General features: G+C 39.4%; 15 protein-coding genes. 4 read left to right on the top strand and 11 right to left on the bottom strand.

The window, feature by feature from the left end; all coding sequences use genetic code 11:
- Positions 1-108: 108 nt before the first annotated feature.
- Both N473_RS02055 and N473_RS02050 read right to left on the bottom strand, forming a co-directional pair.
- Positions 109-861 (bottom strand): ribonuclease H family protein, encoded by a 753-nt coding sequence (locus N473_RS02055; RefSeq protein ID WP_063366506.1) that lies wholly within the window; start codon positions 859-861, stop codon positions 109-111.
- Between the two features lie 314 nt (positions 862-1,175).
- Positions 1,176-2,030, bottom strand: a complete 855-nt coding sequence (locus N473_RS02050) for a PD40 domain-containing protein (RefSeq protein WP_063366505.1) — start codon at positions 2,028-2,030, stop codon at positions 1,176-1,178.
- 434 nt (positions 2,031-2,464) lie between these two features.
- On the opposite strand from N473_RS02050, the gene N473_RS02045 reads away from it, so the two are divergent.
- A complete protein-coding gene (locus N473_RS02045) occupies positions 2,465-3,763 on the top strand; it encodes an amidohydrolase (protein WP_063366504.1) in 1,299 nt (432 codons plus the stop codon).
- 72 nt (positions 3,764-3,835) lie between these two features.
- Here the strand turns inward: N473_RS02045 and N473_RS02040 are convergent, their stop codons facing one another.
- A complete protein-coding gene (locus N473_RS02040) occupies positions 3,836-4,618 on the bottom strand; it encodes an ion transporter (protein WP_063366673.1) in 783 nt (260 codons plus the stop codon).
- A 299-nt stretch (positions 4,619-4,917) separates the two neighbouring features.
- Complete coding sequence (locus N473_RS02035; protein ID WP_081220897.1) at positions 4,918-5,427, bottom strand: GNAT family N-acetyltransferase; 510 nt, start codon at positions 5,425-5,427, stop codon at positions 4,918-4,920.
- 399 nt (positions 5,428-5,826) lie between these two features.
- Between N473_RS02035 and N473_RS02030 the strand changes: the two genes are divergently transcribed.
- A complete protein-coding gene (locus tag N473_RS02030) occupies positions 5,827-6,978 on the top strand; it encodes a tetratricopeptide repeat protein (RefSeq protein ID WP_063366503.1) in 1,152 nt (383 codons plus the stop codon).
- A 211-nt stretch (positions 6,979-7,189) separates the two neighbouring features.
- Here the strand turns inward: N473_RS02030 and N473_RS02025 are convergent, their stop codons facing one another.
- Positions 7,190-7,738, bottom strand: a complete 549-nt coding sequence (locus N473_RS02025) for a hypothetical protein (protein ID WP_063366502.1) — start codon at positions 7,736-7,738, stop codon at positions 7,190-7,192.
- Between the two features lie 198 nt (positions 7,739-7,936).
- Complete coding sequence (locus tag N473_RS02020; protein ID WP_196766356.1) at positions 7,937-9,499, bottom strand: LytR/AlgR family response regulator transcription factor; 1,563 nt, start codon at positions 9,497-9,499, stop codon at positions 7,937-7,939.
- Between the two features lie 102 nt (positions 9,500-9,601).
- Here N473_RS02020 and N473_RS02015 point away from each other — a divergent pair, with 102 nt between their 5' ends.
- Positions 9,602-11,146, top strand: coding sequence for a serine hydrolase (locus tag N473_RS02015; RefSeq protein ID WP_081220896.1), 1,545 nt, complete (start codon positions 9,602-9,604; stop codon positions 11,144-11,146).
- Positions 11,147-11,280: 134 nt separating this feature from the next.
- On the opposite strand, the gene N473_RS02010 is transcribed toward N473_RS02015, so the two are convergent.
- From N473_RS02010 to N473_RS01985, 5 genes are all read right to left on the bottom strand, one after another.
- Positions 11,281-13,293 (bottom strand): serine hydrolase domain-containing protein, encoded by a 2,013-nt coding sequence (locus N473_RS02010; protein ID WP_063366500.1) that lies wholly within the window; start codon positions 13,291-13,293, stop codon positions 11,281-11,283.
- Positions 13,294-13,372: 79 nt separating this feature from the next.
- Positions 13,373-13,813 (bottom strand): hypothetical protein, encoded by a 441-nt coding sequence (locus N473_RS02005; RefSeq protein WP_063366499.1) that lies wholly within the window; start codon positions 13,811-13,813, stop codon positions 13,373-13,375.
- 561 nt (positions 13,814-14,374) lie between these two features.
- On the bottom strand, positions 14,375-14,947 hold the full coding sequence (locus N473_RS01995; protein ID WP_063366497.1) for an NADAR family protein: 573 nt from the start codon (positions 14,945-14,947) through the stop codon (positions 14,375-14,377).
- Positions 14,948-14,998: 51 nt separating this feature from the next.
- A complete protein-coding gene (locus tag N473_RS01990; RefSeq protein ID WP_155735513.1) occupies positions 14,999-15,220 on the bottom strand; it encodes a hypothetical protein in 222 nt (73 codons plus the stop codon).
- A 503-nt stretch (positions 15,221-15,723) separates the two neighbouring features.
- Positions 15,724-16,200, bottom strand: a complete 477-nt coding sequence (locus N473_RS01985; RefSeq protein ID WP_063366495.1) for an NUDIX hydrolase — start codon at positions 16,198-16,200, stop codon at positions 15,724-15,726.
- A gap of 209 nt (positions 16,201-16,409) precedes the next feature.
- Here N473_RS01985 and N473_RS01980 point away from each other — a divergent pair, with 209 nt between their 5' ends.
- Positions 16,410-17,138, top strand: coding sequence for a hypothetical protein (locus N473_RS01980; RefSeq protein ID WP_063366494.1), 729 nt, complete (start codon positions 16,410-16,412; stop codon positions 17,136-17,138).
- Positions 17,139-17,364 lie beyond the last annotated feature (226 nt).

Below are 17,364 nucleotides of genomic sequence, written 5' to 3'. Positions count from 1 at the left end.
GCTTTCTCCCTGTTTGTTTTGATATGCCTTAGTACGTCAATATAACACGACTGCTTTACTAACTTTAAAGTGCACTTGTTGCACAATACAATAACCGACAACTGCGTATTAGCCCGCTCGCAATGCTAAAATAGATGCAATGTCATCCGTGTCTTCAAACTGTTTTAAATTTTCATTTTGAGTTTCAATAGCAATAATTGACATTCTATCTGCCAACTCATTACCTTCGATCCCAACGTGTCCATTTACATGATGCACCTTAACTTTTGAGGCAATTTCTTGGTATATCTCAAAGGCCGGTTTAATAATGTCTAAGTTTTTAATTTCACCACCTGATTTAACCCACCCTTTCTTTTGCCAGCCTCTAGCCCACTCAGTAATGCAATCTATCGAGTACTTTGAATCACAAAAAATGCCTACTGACTGCCCCTTTTCCAGCCAGCTCTGAGCTAAGTGCAATGCTTGATTTAAACCGCGTAGCTCTGCGGTATTATTTGTACCAACTGGCTGATAGAAGCCATACCAAAGCTCAGTTAGGATATTATTTTGATAAATCGCAATTCCCGTTCCAGCCTCACCAGGGTTAGGATCACAAGCCCCATCGGTGAAAATTTTTATATCATATGGCAATGAGTCTATTTGTGATTGTGAAAGCGGGCTAGACTTAGATGTCTTATTCGGCTTGCTGGTGTTTGCTTTAAAGTCTGCTTTTCCGCCAAATGCAGCTTCTGCTTCGGCTAAACTTGGGAACGACTTAAACTTCGCTCCTGCAAACCCATCGACTAAAGCCTGACACTTTGACCATGTATCAAAGATCCCTGTTTGCCGACCTTTCCAAACAACGTAATATTTTTTAGCCAAGTGATTCTCCTAACCGTATTCAATTTGCCGCGCCATATATGACATCTTATGCAAAAATAAGTAATGAACTTAACATTGCAGTGTACGGCAAAAATATACCAAAGGTAAGTCACCAGCTAAGTATATACACATTAATAATACGGGCTTTAACAAGCGCTTGGCACAAACTTGAACAAAACAAAACGGGTAAGCATTGGTGTATTAGGGCACTACTCATCTCCTTTTTAGTACCCACAAATATACTCATCAGCTGGATTCAAGCAGAGCAGCCACCAAGCTTTAACCCAGTTGACAATGTGGCGATGATGGCGACACTATATTTTAGGTCTCAACTGCTCAATAACCTGCGTATCCACCCACATGATATCTGAGTCATCTTCACTAAATTTTCTGTTGAAGAATAAATACTTTCCATCAGGAGAAACCACCGCGCCAGTATCTGGTCCAGATGTATTGATTTTGTCTCCTAAATTAATCGCTTCACTCCAAATGCCATCTTTACTTTGAAAGCTAATATACAGATCCGTCTTTCCATACCCCCCTTCCCGTTCACTATCCCAAATAATGTAACTTTCATCTGGCGCAACAAATGGGTGAGCAGTCCATTTACCTGAGTTAATGTGCTTCCCAAAGGCTTTCGGCGCCTCCCGCTTACCATTAACTAGCCGAGAATAACGAATTGTGCCTGTTACCTCACGTTCATCAAATATATAGGTGCCATTTGCAGAAACGCTCAACACCATGATGGGGATATCGCTGAATGCTTTGCCAAGACTTTTAGGCTCTGACCAACCTTGAGTAGTTCTCTCTCGGTAGAAATTCCCTGAATGCATTATTTTTCCATCTGGAGAAATAGACCCTCCAATACCAGAATCAAGTACCTTTTCATGCCATTGACCATCAACGAGTTTGAACATCATTTTGGTACTGGTTCTGGCTTGACGATTATTCCGAGTAAAATAGTATTCCTTCATATCTGGAGTAAACCAGCCTGTCCAATCCCTGTGCTCCTTTGACACAATACCCGGTGCAAACACTTCGGGTGTCATTCCTGGAGGGGTTTGCCCAAAATAAGGACCTGTCACGATAGGGAAGGTATCTTTAGCACATACTGTATTGCTCACAGCAATAAAGAGTATAAAAGAGACTGAATGTGAAAGTTGCTTCATTTTTTTTCCTTACTGTAGGCTCGCAAACGCTTTTATTGACGTTGACATCGATTAATCTCACTACCAAATTAGCGGATCCAACGACTAAAAACCTTACGTGCATATGACTTCTATTTGATTTTTTATGAAAGTATTCTCCTGTTGCAAACTCATTGGAAGTAGTAAAATAATAAGCTTTATATTCAGTATCTTAACCTTGAAAAAATTAAACATTCCAGGTGGCATGAGCTGACATAAATACAGCCATAACACCGATCATTTGCACAATAACAAAGATCAACTCATGACCACTGTCTGTCTATTCGAACACAAAACCTTGAACCAATTCTCAAGTCTTTAATAACTGCAAAATATCACTCATCGCATTTCTAAAGTACTAATGATTTTTTATGTTACTAATGAAGAATAACAACAACTAACATACGAGAAAGGAAATGAATAAAATAAAAAAAGCTATCGGTGTATCACTTTTACTCACTGGCGTGAATCACAATGCAATTGCTTCGTCTGATCATATTAAATTATTACAAACTGTTGAATCTAAAGTCATCGACTGGCGCAGAGATATTCACCAAAACCCAGAGCTGGGGAACAGAGAAGTACGTACAGCAGCCTTGGTAGCGCAGCACCTAAAAAAATTAGGTATGCAAGTTGAAACACAAGTGGCTCATACCGGGGTTGTGGGCTTTTTAAAAGGCGCAAAGCCTGGACCTACCGTCATGTTACGAGCTGATATGGACGCATTACCGGTTACTGAAAAAACCAACCTCCCTTTCAGTTCAACCAAAACTACAAATTACCGTGGCGTAGATGTAGGTATCATGCATGCTTGCGGTCACGATACCCATGTTGCGATGCTCATGGGCGCTGCTGAAGTACTTGCAAACATGCAAAGTGAGCTCGCTGGTAATGTCATGTTTGTTTTCCAACCCGCTGAAGAGGGAGCACCAGATGGAGAAGAAGGCGGTGCTGAGTTGATGTTAAAAGAAGGGATATTTAAAAGGTATCAACCCGATGTCGCATTTGGGTTACATATCACATCTAAACTCAATGTCGGCCAGATAGGCTATCGTAGTGGTCCAACAATGGCCAGTGCAGATCGATTTGAAATCACTGTCAAGGGCGAGCAAACTCATGGATCAACTCCGTGGGCCGGTGCAGATCCCATTGCAGCCGCTGCGCAAGTCGTTTCTGGCGTCAATCATATTGTGAGTCGTCAAATCAATATTACAAAAGAACCTGCAATCGTTTCGTTTGGTAAAATCTCGGGTGGCGTTCGAAATAATATTATCCCAGAGGAAGTCAGCATGGTGGGCACTATTCGTAACTTCGATATGGATAATCGACAGCAAATCTTCGACAAAATTAAGCACACAGCAGAGCATATTGCCCAAGCTTCAGGGAGTAAAGCGGAAGTAGTCATAAAAGAAGGTTACCCTGTTACTGTCAATGACCCCGCCTTAACAGACAAAATGCTTCCTTCGCTTGCAAAAGTCGTCGGGAGTAATGGACTTATTGAAATGCCAAAAGTCACAGGTGCAGAAGACTTTTCCTTTTATGCGATGGAAGTGCCAGGTTTATTCGTGTTTTTAGGGGGCACACCAAAAGGGACTCATCCAAAGGACGCTCCGAGTAATCACTCCCCCTACTTTTTTGCTGACGAATCTGCATTTAAGCTGGGCACCCGTGCTTTAACTGAATTTACATTAGATTATATGGCGCAATCTAATTGATCGTTCTGTTATAATTAAGGTCAAATATTAAGTGAGTTGAGTGCCTAAACCCATCAACCCACTTAATTACACTTAGTCGTGTTTTTTCTGCTTCAACAATTCATCCAGCTTGGCCTCAAGACGATCAATGTCTTCTTTGGTTGCGGACATTTGCTCTGTTTTGACTTCTTCGTCATGCATCACTTGCATCGCATCGACAATAATACCAATGAATAGATTTAATACCGCAAAGCTGGTGATAATGATAAACGGCACGAAAAACAGCCAAGATTCAGGAAATAGCTCCATTGTAGGTCGCACTATTCCCATAGACCAACTTTCCAGCGTCATGACTTGGAAAAGTGTATATGCTGATGCACCCAGACTACCAAACCACTCTTGCATATTTGGATCTGGATGCTGACCAAATAATTTCGTGGTTAAAACCGCTGACACATAAAAAACGATACCTAGCACACCAATAACAGATGCCATTCCAGGTAATGAATGTCCCAAGGCTCCTATTACTCTTCGCATCTGAGGCACAATTGAGAACAACCGCAACACTCTGAGGATCCTAAATGCACGTAAAACAGAAAGTGCTCCACCAGCAGGGATCCAAGATATCGCAACGATAATAAAGTCGAAGCAGTTCCAACCAGATTTAAAAAATTTAAGTCGGTAAACAATCAGTTTAAGTAACAATTCGAGGGTAAAAATAAGTAAGATGACTGTATCTATTTTATGCAATAACAATGCATTATCTTTGCCAAACTGAGTTGTCTCAAGACCTAATGTTACAGCATTGAACAATATCACAGCGACCAAAAAGTTTTGAAATGATTTGGCTTCTACGACGGATGTCAGTTTCGACATCAAATTATTTGAAGGTGTCACAATTATAATTTTAATGATATGAATAATAGCCAATCTTTTAATTAAATAGCGTATTTGTCAAGAATAAAGTGAAGAAAGCAGAAGCTTGATAAAAAAGCTTACAGTGGTGACTAAACAAAAATTCACACTCAAGAAATAAATATTTAATTTAAGTGTATATAGACTATGATGTGGACCAATAAACTCGCAACCGACACCACTCTACCCCAAAGTGTTCGTTTAAAATCCAACATCATTCAATATTGATGATATTTTATTCCGACTTGTAATCAGTGACTCTAACTATCAGCACAAAGATTTATTTTCATTTCAATCAATTGATGCCCACATACGACCTCAACTTCTGCAATAAACCTAAATCCAAGCTTTTCATAAAATTGTCTTAAATAATTATGAGCATGAATGTTAATTGACGCTATGTTGAGCGTTTTCGCATGTTCTATTAATACGCTTACTACCGTCGTCGCAATACCTTGAGAACGGTGAGCCTTTAGTACTGCCACTCTGGTCATAGACGCCTGTTGCTCCATCCCCACAGTTAAACGTGCAGTAGCAATAGCTTGCTCTTTATTACTCACCAGTACATGAAGTGACTCTTCATCTAAGCCATCATGATCTAACTCTGTCGCAATATTTTGTTCTTTGGTAAACACCTCATAACGTATACTCCTTGCACACTCAATCAGTTTATATCCGTTTCCTATGACTAACTCATACTCTGCAAAAGTGTGCTCATCAGTTATCTTATTTTCATCGTCACGACTGAGATTTCGAAAGACTGCTTCCATAATTTATGCCTAGCTATCCTTAACATTGTCATCATCAGCTAGAATTGCCAAATAGCTTGCTGAATCACCATGTACATTGTTTTGGCTATGATTCAACCACCTTCCCACAAGATGCGCAATGGCAAAAGCCAAATAGATAAGTCAAACGCTCAAGTTCACCCTCACATCATTAATAACCCTGACTAATTCTTATGCGTTATTCAATATATCCCCTCTTTAAAAACCAAATTAATAATATAAACCAAAAAAAATAACAAATTTCACTTAAAAAACCACAAAGCACACACATTTAACATGTGGCGATATTTAAGGCGAACTCAATTTTAATATTATGCAATAAGTTGATAAAAACTTTAGTTCGTGGCATATATTAAAAATATTCACTTTAAAGGAGTTCTCGTGATTAATCGCATACTTTTATTAATCTTTGTATTATCGCTAACGGCTTGCTCAAGTACTAACACCTCAGTCGTTGTCGATATACCTCCAGTCACTGAGCTTTTGAGCAATCACGCCTTTGAAGATGCGCCAACAATCGATGAACAGCAAATCTTTGACCTACCGGAATACGAAAGAGACAAGTTCTTAGCTTTTTATCACAATGCGCTAGCGCAAGGCGTGAGACCGGACAAAGCCATCTTTAAATATCTCGAAAATCGCTTAGATAACTTTACTTATGATGGTGAAACGTTAACAGCTCAAGAGTCTTTAACAAGAAATGAAGGCAACTGCATATCTTTGGCAATACTCACACAGGCCTATGCATTCTTAGCCGAGGTAGATACAACCTTCATTGAAGTGGGTACTATGCCTGTGTTTCGCAAAAACAAAAATACCATTTTGATTTCCAATCACTTTCGTACCAAGTTATTAGCACCAGAAAAACCATTGCAACCAGGCGCATTTGTCATTCTTCGTGCTGGTACCGTTGTCGATTATTTTCCAGCACAAGATAGCTTTTTTATAAACAACGCGACCTACCAAGACCTTGTTTCAAAATATTATGCGAACAAAGCAGTTGATGCACTGATAAGCGAGCAATTTAATCAAAGCTATAGTTTGCTCAAAAGAGCTTTATACTATCGACCTTATCACCCCGAGCTAATCAATATTGCCGCTGTATTACATCGTCGCAGTGGGCAAACCGAGCAGGCTAATGCAATTTATCAATATGCAGTAGAAAATAAATTTACTAGTCCAAACTTGTTATCAAATTATCTATTAGTCGCAAAGAGTCAGTCTGATAGCTCACTAGTTAGTCGCTTAGAAAATCTACTAGAGAGTAATATATCAACACCATTTGATAAAATTCAATTGGCTCAAAGAGCGGTTGAGAAAGGCCAATATAAAAAGGCGATCAAACAACTTGAAGAAATCATTTATGAAACGCCCTATATACCAGAGCCCTACTTTGAACTAGCTAAGCTTTATAACACGCAAGGTAATAAAGAAAAAACCGAGCAGTTTCTTGCTAAAGCAGTTGAAAAATCATCCGACCCAGAAAAACGTGCTTTGTTCCAAGCTAAAAGAGATTCAATTTCCCAGAGATAATGTCCACAAGTGTTTTAGAAGACTTTAACGAGGCTCAGCCCTAAGGTGCGTGTGCGCAGTGGACTAAAAACCACTGTGCACCTTCCATTACCAGCTGACCTGTCATACTTAATTAAAGAGAAAGCTATACATAATTGAGCAATTGTAATAATGGGGTCACTCAACATAAAAAGAAAACCACAGCCAAGCTCTCTTCTCTTAAATTACTCGGTCACTGACCACAATAAACAACTTTAAACAGACTAACACTTTTCTCGCTTAAACATGTTTCACTGCTTGATGCTTCTTCTGTTTTGGCCAAGTAATATATTGCTGCGTTTTGATTTTTTCTTAAGTTTAAGGAACTGATCAAGCTCTGGCCATCATCTGCATATTGATTAAAAATAGAGCCATGTACCACGTTTAAAATATAAGTCTTACCTGCATCAAAAGTAAACTTTTCCGAGTCAAGGTGAACTCCCTTATTGGACTTGCCAAAACCTCTATAATAAATGGTGTTTTCGCCTGCTGGTACTTCAAACGTTGTGTGCTCATCGTAAAAAACTTTGCCGACAAAGTCTCCATCCGGAGAAAGACTAAACGCAATATCCCCAAGCTGATGACTAGACATTCTATAGTATATATACACCCGCGCTTTACCCTCAGAAACTGGCTTCAACTCAAAATTATTTACCGCTTGTTCAATCTCAAGTTCAGTCGGGCCAGATTCACATCCAGTTAAAAACAAGCTCGCAAGCAAAAATAACATCTTAATTTTCATATACTACTCCAATATTAAAACCATTCTAGCACCAAAAATTAATCCAAATTTTTAGCGCACGGATCCTACATTAATCATTTTGGTTAAATCAAATTAAAATAGTTGATCTATATTTTTATATGACAGCTTTACATAGTATTTAAAAATAAAAAATCCAGAAGAATATAACTCAACCACCTGGAATACTGGTTACATCTATCAATTAAGTTGCACCTTCACTTTGGGCATAATTCTCCTGCTCACAGGTAAACTGTCGCCAGTAGTTAATGAGAGGTTACCACCACCTGAAGACAACTTTTCTAATGACTGAATAAAGTGTTTATTGACAATATATGAGCGATGAACTCTCAAGAAAGTCGCGGGTAATTTATCTTCCATTATCGCAAGCCCCTCATTATGAAGAAGGCACCTCCCATCTGAAAGCGTGATTTCCACATAATCTCGCGCCCCTTTTACAAAGCATATTAGGTCGCTTGATACCCACTCAATCTTGCCTGAAAGGTTTAATTTAATTTTTGAGGGTTGCTGCTGCTCTTTGTATTCATCTAATGCATGCTGCAGCCGCTGAGCGTTCGCTTGCGCAAGTAACTTCTGTGATTTCTCCACTTTGTAGGCAACCGCGTGTTGTATAGACAAAAACACCAGCAAAAAAGCCACAAAATAATAATAATATATATCTAGAAACGCATTCGGCTTCACAGCAATGGCCACGGAGAAAGCAAAGAAAGCAGTGGCGTGTTGAATGGCAAGCGCGTGCTTGCGATATGATTCATACCCAGTGATTAATAAACATATTCCAGCAGGTATTTGAAAAGCCAGCACAGTCTTGCCTTCAATTGTCGCACCAAAATATACGATGACCAGCGTGAGTGACATTGAAATCGCAAGCCAAATCCATCGCCCCTGTCTCACAAAACTACGTATTGTATAAAGCAACAGACACTGTCCACTGAGGATACTTAACAATAAAATCGCCAATAGTCTCGTATCTTGAAAAGAATATTCATAGGATATCAATCCTCTAGACACCTCTACTAACAACTGAAGTGCAACAAGTAGCGCAAAAATAGGCAATAAAACATTACGTTGACGTTTTGATTGAAGGGCAGCCAATGCACAAGAAAACACGAACCCAATGAGCAAAACCCCTAAAGGAATAAAGGAAGGCAAATAGTTACGTAGCACAATATCTTGTGGAGACTCGTACTGGGTAAAAACCGCTAACGAAATAAAGTCACTCATTGTGTGAATACTATGATGTGCAGAGAGTTTGACTACCCACTCATTTTGTCGTTTTTTAACGAGCTCTTTAGGCACATACATAACCGTATCCATCACCCCTTCTATCTCACCCTCTTTGGTGAGTGCAGGAGTACCGTTACTACCAATTAACTGCCCATTTAAATAAAACTCACCAGATGCTTTGGCAGAAAAGAACAGTCCCAATGGTTTATTGATAAACTCTGGTAAATCCAGATCAAAAGATGCACCTATCCAAATGAATTTGCTGGTAGGCTCGACTTTATCTAACGATACTTGCTCACACTTTTGCTCAAAAAAATTCGCAGCTGTCAATTCACCAACATCGTCATAACAAACCATAACCTCTTGAATAAATTGCTTATTAAAGTTATTAGCATGGACTTTATAAGAAATAAAAAGCAAAGCAAATACAAAAAATAGTACAATCTTCAGCGTATTGGTTGAGAAATACCACTGCTTTGCACTTATTGAGAAAAAACCATAATACCTCCCTGCCACTTGCAGAAAATACCCTACCGCTTGCATATAAGTACTAGAAAGATAAGAAGTAATTGTTAATGTCCTTACTAATGATTAAATTGCTTCAATGGGCGAATATTAATGAACTATATCAAAAACTCAATTTTTACAGGCATTATCTTCTCACAATTTCTTTTTACACCAACGTGTTTTGGCTCAACACTAGAGCACAAGCAAATTGATGCCTTGGTCGAAAAAGCAATGGGTAAACTCAATATTCCAGGTATCGCTTTAGCCGTGGTGAGCGGTAATGAAGTCTTGTACGCCAAAGGACATGGGGTTCAATCAATTGAAACACATACACCTGTAGATACAGACACCTTATTTCAAGTTGCCTCCATTTCTAAATCATTTTTAACCGCAGCATTTGCGCTATTAGTCGACGAGGGTAAACTCAGCTGGGATGACAAAGTCATTGACCACCTCCCTCACTTTCAAATGTATGACCCTTGGGTCACCCGAGAATTTACCATTAGGGACTTATTAACCCACCGCTCTGGTTTGCCACTTGGAGCAGGAGATCTGTTGCAATGGCCAGACGCACACGCTCAACCAGACGAAATTATTGCCGCATTAAAGTACCTAAAGCCAACAAGCTCATTTAGATCTGAGTATTCCTATAACAACTTAATGTATACCGTTGCGGAAGAAGTGATTCGCGTCGTCACTAAAATGCCTTGGGATCAATACGTGGAAAAATCGTTGATTTCACCTTTAAAAATGACCGGATGTGTTGCCAGCCCTAAACGAATTAAGCAACAAGATAAACGTGCCATACCTCACATGGAAGTCAACGGACAATTAAAAACTACCTTTTTCAAAGACGATGAACACATCAATTGCGACATAACCGGTATGGCCAAGTGGGCGCAAATGTTCCTCTCCAAAGGTAAATTACCTGAAGGGCAAGTATTAATCACAGAGCAACAGCAGAAAGAAATGTGGAAACCAGTTACATTGCAAAAAGTCTCCTACATTGACCAAAAATATGCGCAAACTCACTTTCAAGCATATGGTCTGGGGTGGCGTTTAAAAGACTTCCATGGACATTTACATGCGTCACATGGCGGTGCTGTGCAAGGCATGACATCTCATATCGCTTTTCTACCTGAAAAAGACATCGCCGTGATAGCGCTAACTAATCAGTGGTCGCGCGCGGCGCAAGGACTGACGGCAACGATATTAGAGCACTACATTGAACAACAGCCAACCGATTACATTGATGTTTATATAGAGGGTAATAAACGCTACAAAGAGTACCTAAAACAACAAAATAAGGCCGAGAAGCCACTCGAATTAAGTTCAACAAAGCCGCCTTTAGCGCTGAGTCAATACGCAGGTACTTACCAAGATGACTGGTATGGTAGTGTTAAAGTCATTGTGTCTGACGAAGAGTTATTAATTGAATTCTCTCGCGGTAAAGCGCTGAGAGGGTCCTTGGTTCACCTGCAAGGCAATCGATTTGCCGCCAAATGGACTGACAGAACACTTAATGCTGATGCCTTTGTTAACTTTGACGTTGATTTTGAAGGGAATATCTCGGGATTCAAAATGAAAGCGATAAGTCGTAGTACTGACTTTTCCTATAACTTTCATGATTTAAACCTAAAAAAGATAAGCAAATAACAAGATGACCTTGTTGCCGTCATAGTCATGTAAAAACACCCACTTACTCTTTGTTGATTGCTCTGAGTAGGTGGGTATACACACGTTAATTTGCCCAGCGTTCAACTTGCGTCAACATCGCGCAAAGTATGGCTTTAATTGACATAATTAAAACCTATCGCATTCCATACCCAGAACACATATAGAAAACTGAAGCAACTCAAAGTAAACATCGAATAATGGATCTTGTATAGCATCCCAGACTCTTCATGTCGCCAAATATATGCGAGTCCCACCACTTTAACTAACGTCAAAGGCGCAATAACCAGCACCAAGCAAAGTAACAGCTTTACTTCCAGTGTCGGGAAATTAATCAGGAAGTTATACTCGTCTAAAACGAGACCAGAGTTCATAAAAATAAAGCCTATCACAGTAAGCAGTAGCAACCCGGCAACGATACGCGTCACTTTTTTAAATATATGGTGGGTTTTAGCTCGACGCTTTTGAAAACTCGTCAGTAACAGAGTGGACAAAGACAGTAATGACGCAAGGACCATAACAAAATAAAAGAAAAATGGGCTATGGGACAAGCTTACTTTCTCATAGTCACCAGACCACATACTTGCTGAAAAACGCGTTATCTCCCCTGAGCTGTCAGGATAAAAATAAAATATAGAGCCCTTTTCTGACTGCGCTTGAAATACGTTTTCTTTGAGTCGTTTCAGCACAAATTTAGTATGACTTCCCAAGCGGCGCATCACCAACTGACCTTGTGCATCAAGTGAAATGATCACTGAACTATCTAAAGCCGACACTTTTTCTAATTGAGAATATGAACGACGCGTACTCAACCAAGAGCCCGTATATTCTTCTAATTTACGCTTCACAATTGGCGCTGTCATAAATTGATTATATGCGCCCAATTGAGGCGATTCGTCTATTTGGATAGGCAGGCTTTTATAGTATTTATTAAGAATAGCCCTAGGTAAGAAGTCCGCTAACTGAGCAGCGCCCCCCACCATATTACTAGCAATAAAAATACCGAGCTGTATTTCAGGAAAGACAACCATATTGGCAGAGAAAGTCAGCGTTGCACCTGAGTGATGGTAGTACTTATATCCCCTGAGATTACCTTCAAACATGCCATGTACAACCCCTGTAGCAAGCGCTCTATCGTCATATAGTCTCTGTTTCATTACGCTGTCGGTAGACGGTGAGATTAGCCCCCGTCGTTCTTGCAGCAACGAGCGCATATATAATGCCATATTCTCTGCTGTGGCTGACACAGCGCCTGCACCGCCGATATGCCCTATAAACTCAAAAGGTTTCGCTAAATTTCGTCCAACGGTGTCTTTGAAGTAGCCTGTTGCTAAGTGCGCTTGCAAAGCGCGCTGCATAGATGTCGCCTCAGATCCCAGCGGCTCTCGTAGTGTGGTGTTATGCATACCTAACGGAGAAAAAATGTGTTGCTCCATGTAAGTGGCCAAATCTAAACCAGACTTTAACTCCACCAAATAGCCCAATAAACCAAATCCATAATTCGAATAAGACATATTGTAACCTACAGGCCAAACCCTACTCGGCATGTAGGTCACCAAATACTGCGATGTACTCAACACCTCTTCGGCTTGACTGCTTAATAAATTACCAGCATCAGCTTCTTCAAACCCCGCACGGTGGCTCAATAAAGCGGCAATAGTGATAGGCTCTTCGAAGGTATCAGGGATTTTAAATTCAGTGAGATATTCATTGATATCAACATCTAATGCGAGTTTTCCCTGCTCCACTAACTGCATAACCGCAATCGCGGTCATTGTTTTTGTAATTGAGCCAATGCGAAACAAAGTCGTACGAGGGTTCACCATTTTTTGACTACTGACATCGCTAAAACCGTATCCTTTAAGCAACACTACCTTGTCGTCTTTAACAATAGAAACAGTCACACCAGGTATTGTATGTTGCGCTATCCCCCGTTCAATCAAAGCGTCAACATACTGCTCTAAGCCTGTCAGTTCAATCTTTGACATTGACTCATCTATCGCCACTTTTTGCCCATGTCGCTCACTGGCTAAATTCGCATGTATGCTATGCGAAACAAAAACGCAGACAACCAAAAATCCAAACAGAACTGCCACTATAACAGACCGTAATTCTGTTGTTGCTTTCATAAAACGACCTTATTTTTCTTATTGTAAAAATGTCGATATAACTGGAGTAAGAACTACTAGACCAACAATATGCGCTCACTCATTGAGGACTTTTGGTACCACCTTCATTACATACGAAAAAGATAGGAGGCGAAAGCATTATTCTCTCACTACTGCCGAATGTGAAAAGTAAATGCTTGTATTGGTGCGGCACCTCCTCATTCGCTTTTATCGTCAAAGGTTTGCTTACAACAAAATTTGCACCAATACTTTTTGCATATTTATATGAACTCGTTTCAAAGCTGCCTTCTACCATTTTTAAAAAAAACTCATGATTTCCGTGAATACCGGAAATAATTAAGAAATCACTGGTTGCTTGGCTGGTTGTATACTCATTGGCAGTCAACGTCTGTTTTTTAGTACACATGTGATGAGGCGGTAGTGTCATAGAGGCAACGACTCCCCGAACTTTGTAGTCGGTTGCCATTGCAACACTCACCTGTAAAAGCAAGAAAAAGAAAGCCGTTATTTTGATCTTCATTATTACTCTTAAATAATATAATGATAAATTAATCGCAGTGCTTAAATTGCTTACGCTTCAAGAACAGAGCTAAGCCTAATATAATGCCAAATAGAGTACTTATGGGAAATCCAATAGTCATCACAATAGACATAAAAATACTAAAATAGTAGAAATCTCGATTTCGATATTGAGTAAACATTAAAATGCACATTGCACATAGCCACCCAGGAAAAGATACAATCATAAAAGTCGCTAACGGCACTAACGCATGGCTAATCCTTTGAGCTGTCTCTTCAGGTGCATCTTGCACATTTAAATTCGTGAAAATTTGATAAAGCTCAAAACTGGATAATGCTAAGCCCCCCAATATAAGAATTTGAGTCAAACTCATCACAGCCATAATTTTGCTATATATAAATTTAGGCTCTTTTAAAGTGCTCGCTTTGTCCAAAATTACCTCAAGTACTTTGTTGATATCTGCATTGTGTTAAATGGCACGCTACCTCACTGGCAGTTGTATGATGAAAGTCCCACGCATCATTGTATCTGGGAGTAATGCGTTTTACCTAATAAAGAGCCTTAAGGATTTAACTCCTCGTCAGTGCAATTTATCAGTTTCTCACGGACTTCCATTAACGCAAACCCAAGTAAATTAAGGCCCTGCCAGCTATACACATCTTCAATGCGAGGGTCATCTTGTGCTAATCCTACTCCCCATATTTTATCTACAGGACTTGCTTCAACCAGTATCCTATCTCTGGTATTTATTAAAAATGCTTTAAGTGCTGGGTTTTGAGAAAACTTTGCAAGATTAGCATTTACAACAATGCCGAAACGCTTGCTTTCCCATACCTTCTGTTCAAATCCACGTACTTCGCGACCTATGGCCTTTGCAGCCCCTGGCGTTTTAGCACTGAGTACCCTTTCGCATGCTTCGTTATCATCGAAAAGTTTTGCTTTGTGGTACATCATGTAATGCTCGGCTGTGGCAAATAAATACCCATTTTCTTCGAACTTTGATTCGTACCACTGGCTAAAGCAACTTTTTGTCACATGCCCACTTCGTTCTTGATGACCCCAAAAAAAGAGGTGTTTAACTTGATTACCCGCTTTTAAATGATCGACTAATTCTTCTCTTGTTCTAATTTTCATTCCATGCCGCCTTGCGCGTAACTTAAACCAATCCACACCCATGTTGCTAACTCAATCGGTGCGTTTACTAACGCTTTCATCATAAGACTGCTTTTCAATACCCGAGCGCACTTTTCCCGTTTTTGAGTTCAAAGCAATCATCTGAAACTTCCAAACATGATGGTAGTTTACCCTTAAACTCCCTAAATAAGAAAAGACTTCCCAGTTAAAGGTACCATCCTGCCATGACCCCATTTCAGCTTTTTTTGCAGCCTCATATAATACTGAAGCCAAAGGCTCATCCCCTTTTACGTGTCGAGTGGAGGTTGTTGGGCACTCAGCAAGCACCGACATGCTGAAAACAAGAAAAACCAAACAAATAAAAAATTGTTCACTAAAATTCCCCAAATAGCTTTATAAGAATCGAATGACTTAGTATTGAATAGGCACTTAATTTAATTGAAGTTCACATATCATAAACGTCTAATTGTAATGCCGACGGCTGAAATTAACGGCAGCCAGCGCAGCGTAAATTTTACTTTCAATCGGGACCATTTAAAATACACACTATTCTGCTTTCACAAACAAAACATATAGAGCATATTTACCCTGCAATAAGTAATCAATGAAGTGTAACTGCCCGCTAGATATCAGCCTAAAATGAGTCACTCAGTACTTCTGACTATGGTAATTGACTCACGCTCTGCTTTATCTGTAACTGCAATTTAGCCATACATTGCGGTACAAGCTGCTTTGCCACTGTTTACGACCCACAATCGAGAGTGAAAATATACCTCTTAGCTAGAGATATCGTTTACTTTTATATACTTAGTTTCTTCTGGTATAGCTTGCAACTCACTCTTCAAAAACGCTGGTTTCAAATTTAAATTAGACAAGTCGCCTATTGGATACCATTTAAATTCAAGCTCTATATCAGATTCAATCCCCCGAAACGTATTACCGATAGGCAACCTCTCTGATGCCGCTAATTCTGTAAGAAAGTAATTTGAGATCTCATGATACTTTTTTCCTGCATATACGAAGAAATTTTCAACGTACCATATATGACGCTTTACCACCGTAACGACATCTAACTCCTCGAGCAGCTCTCGACTTATTGTCGAATCTGAATTTTCGAAAAGCTCGACTCTACCACCAGGTAAAGCCCAAAAGGAATCTTCAATATTTCGATGAAGTAATATATGACCATTATGAATAATGACAGCGACACTGCGACAATTAAAACATGAATCTGCATTATCAAATTTCAGCACCTTTCCTCCTATTCGCTATATGTTATGTTGAGTAAATTAATGAGTTAGTCCTAAGCTCACAGAGACAAAAGCCGTAAATGCCTCACTGTTACACTTTTTAAATATACTTACAGTTAATTTATAAACTGATAAAGTGCCTAAACTATTTTTCGGACATTGAAAAAATGAGCCAATAAAATCCAATATGCCCACCACTTTTGAGAACCAATATGAGTAAAACGCTAAGCTTTATAAAAAAATCTAACCAAGTATTGTTCTTTGTCGCGGTTACATTATTTATCACCGTAGTATCTATCGACTTTATAACTGACTTGTTCGACAACAAATATGAGCCCCCCAAAATTGCACTTGTCGATAACAAAGACGAACATACTCAAGTCAAAAAAACACAGTACACCATAGAGTATTTCGCTAAATTAAAAGACGTGTACATTTTTGAGCTAAGTTCAAAGGAGATTGATATTAATCAAACCCACGATGGTGAAATCGTTGAAATGTTCGCCAAACCAAAAGTATCGCTCGACTTATATACCGCGCCATACTTATCCAAAAACGCCGTCAACTTGATGTTTGTGAGAGAAAATGGCGAGCGCCACATGTTATTGAAAAAAGACGGATTGATACTAGAAATCTCAAAAGCAAAGTTCGCAACAAACGAGGCTGGCTATTTACTTGATAAGAATCTTTATCTGATTATCAATGAAGATACCAATCAAAGCGGCTATCTGGACCCAGATGATTCAGCCAAGCTATTTACATCAACTTTTGATGGCAAAGACTTAAGTCTTGTATTGCAGGATATCGGCGCCTTTAATTTAATCAGCGATAATAAGGTGTTAATCTCTCAAAAAGGTAAGTCACCAAAATTTTATGCATTTGAAGTCCACAGTTCGACTTTAACTCATTTAAATACTTCAATTAACACATCAACAGAATAGATGTAAGACCTACTCGTCATCATATTAAAATCAAGCCACCCCGTTAGGATATGCATAATAAGTAAATTTGCTTACACACTACAGGTAACACATTACTAACAGGGGTGAACTGCTTACTATTTGGATGAGTAATTCAATTGCTTGTCACATAAACGCAGTACCGCAGAGAAAGGTAAAATACACTTAGGCGTCCAAAAGTAGCAAGCGCTTTCTTTGCTGATAAGTG

The sequence above is a fragment of the Pseudoalteromonas luteoviolacea CPMOR-1 genome (genome assembly GCF_001625685.1).
GTDB classification, from domain to species: Bacteria; Pseudomonadota; Gammaproteobacteria; order Enterobacterales; family Alteromonadaceae; genus Pseudoalteromonas; species Pseudoalteromonas luteoviolacea_K.
Note: the sequence above shows the minus strand (reverse complement) of the source record. Positions and strands in the feature narration are given on the sequence as shown.

Coding starts and splice junctions, on each gene's coding strand:
- N473_RS02050 (WP_063366505.1), bottom strand. CDS start 2,030: ATGAAGCAACTTTCACATTCAGTCTCTTTTATACTCTTTATTGCTGTG.
- N473_RS02010 (WP_063366500.1), bottom strand. CDS start 13,293: ATGAAAGCAACAACAGAATTACGGTCTGTTATAGTGGCAGTTCTGTTT.
- N473_RS02045 (WP_063366504.1), top strand. CDS start 2,465: ATGAATAAAATAAAAAAAGCTATCGGTGTATCACTTTTACTCACTGGC.
- N473_RS02005 (WP_063366499.1), bottom strand. CDS start 13,813: ATGAAGATCAAAATAACGGCTTTCTTTTTCTTGCTTTTACAGGTGAGT.
- N473_RS02035 (WP_081220897.1), bottom strand. CDS start 5,427: ATGGAAGCAGTCTTTCGAAATCTCAGTCGTGACGATGAAAATAAGATA.
- N473_RS02015 (WP_081220896.1), top strand. CDS start 9,602: ATGAACTATATCAAAAACTCAATTTTTACAGGCATTATCTTCTCACAA.
- N473_RS01995 (WP_063366497.1), bottom strand. CDS start 14,947: ATGAAAATTAGAACAAGAGAAGAATTAGTCGATCATTTAAAAGCGGGT.
- N473_RS02025 (WP_063366502.1), bottom strand. CDS start 7,738: ATGAAAATTAAGATGTTATTTTTGCTTGCGAGCTTGTTTTTAACTGGA.
- N473_RS02040 (WP_063366673.1), bottom strand. CDS start 4,618: ATGTCGAAACTGACATCCGTCGTAGAAGCCAAATCATTTCAAAACTTT.
- N473_RS01980 (WP_063366494.1), top strand. CDS start 16,410: ATGAGTAAAACGCTAAGCTTTATAAAAAAATCTAACCAAGTATTGTTC.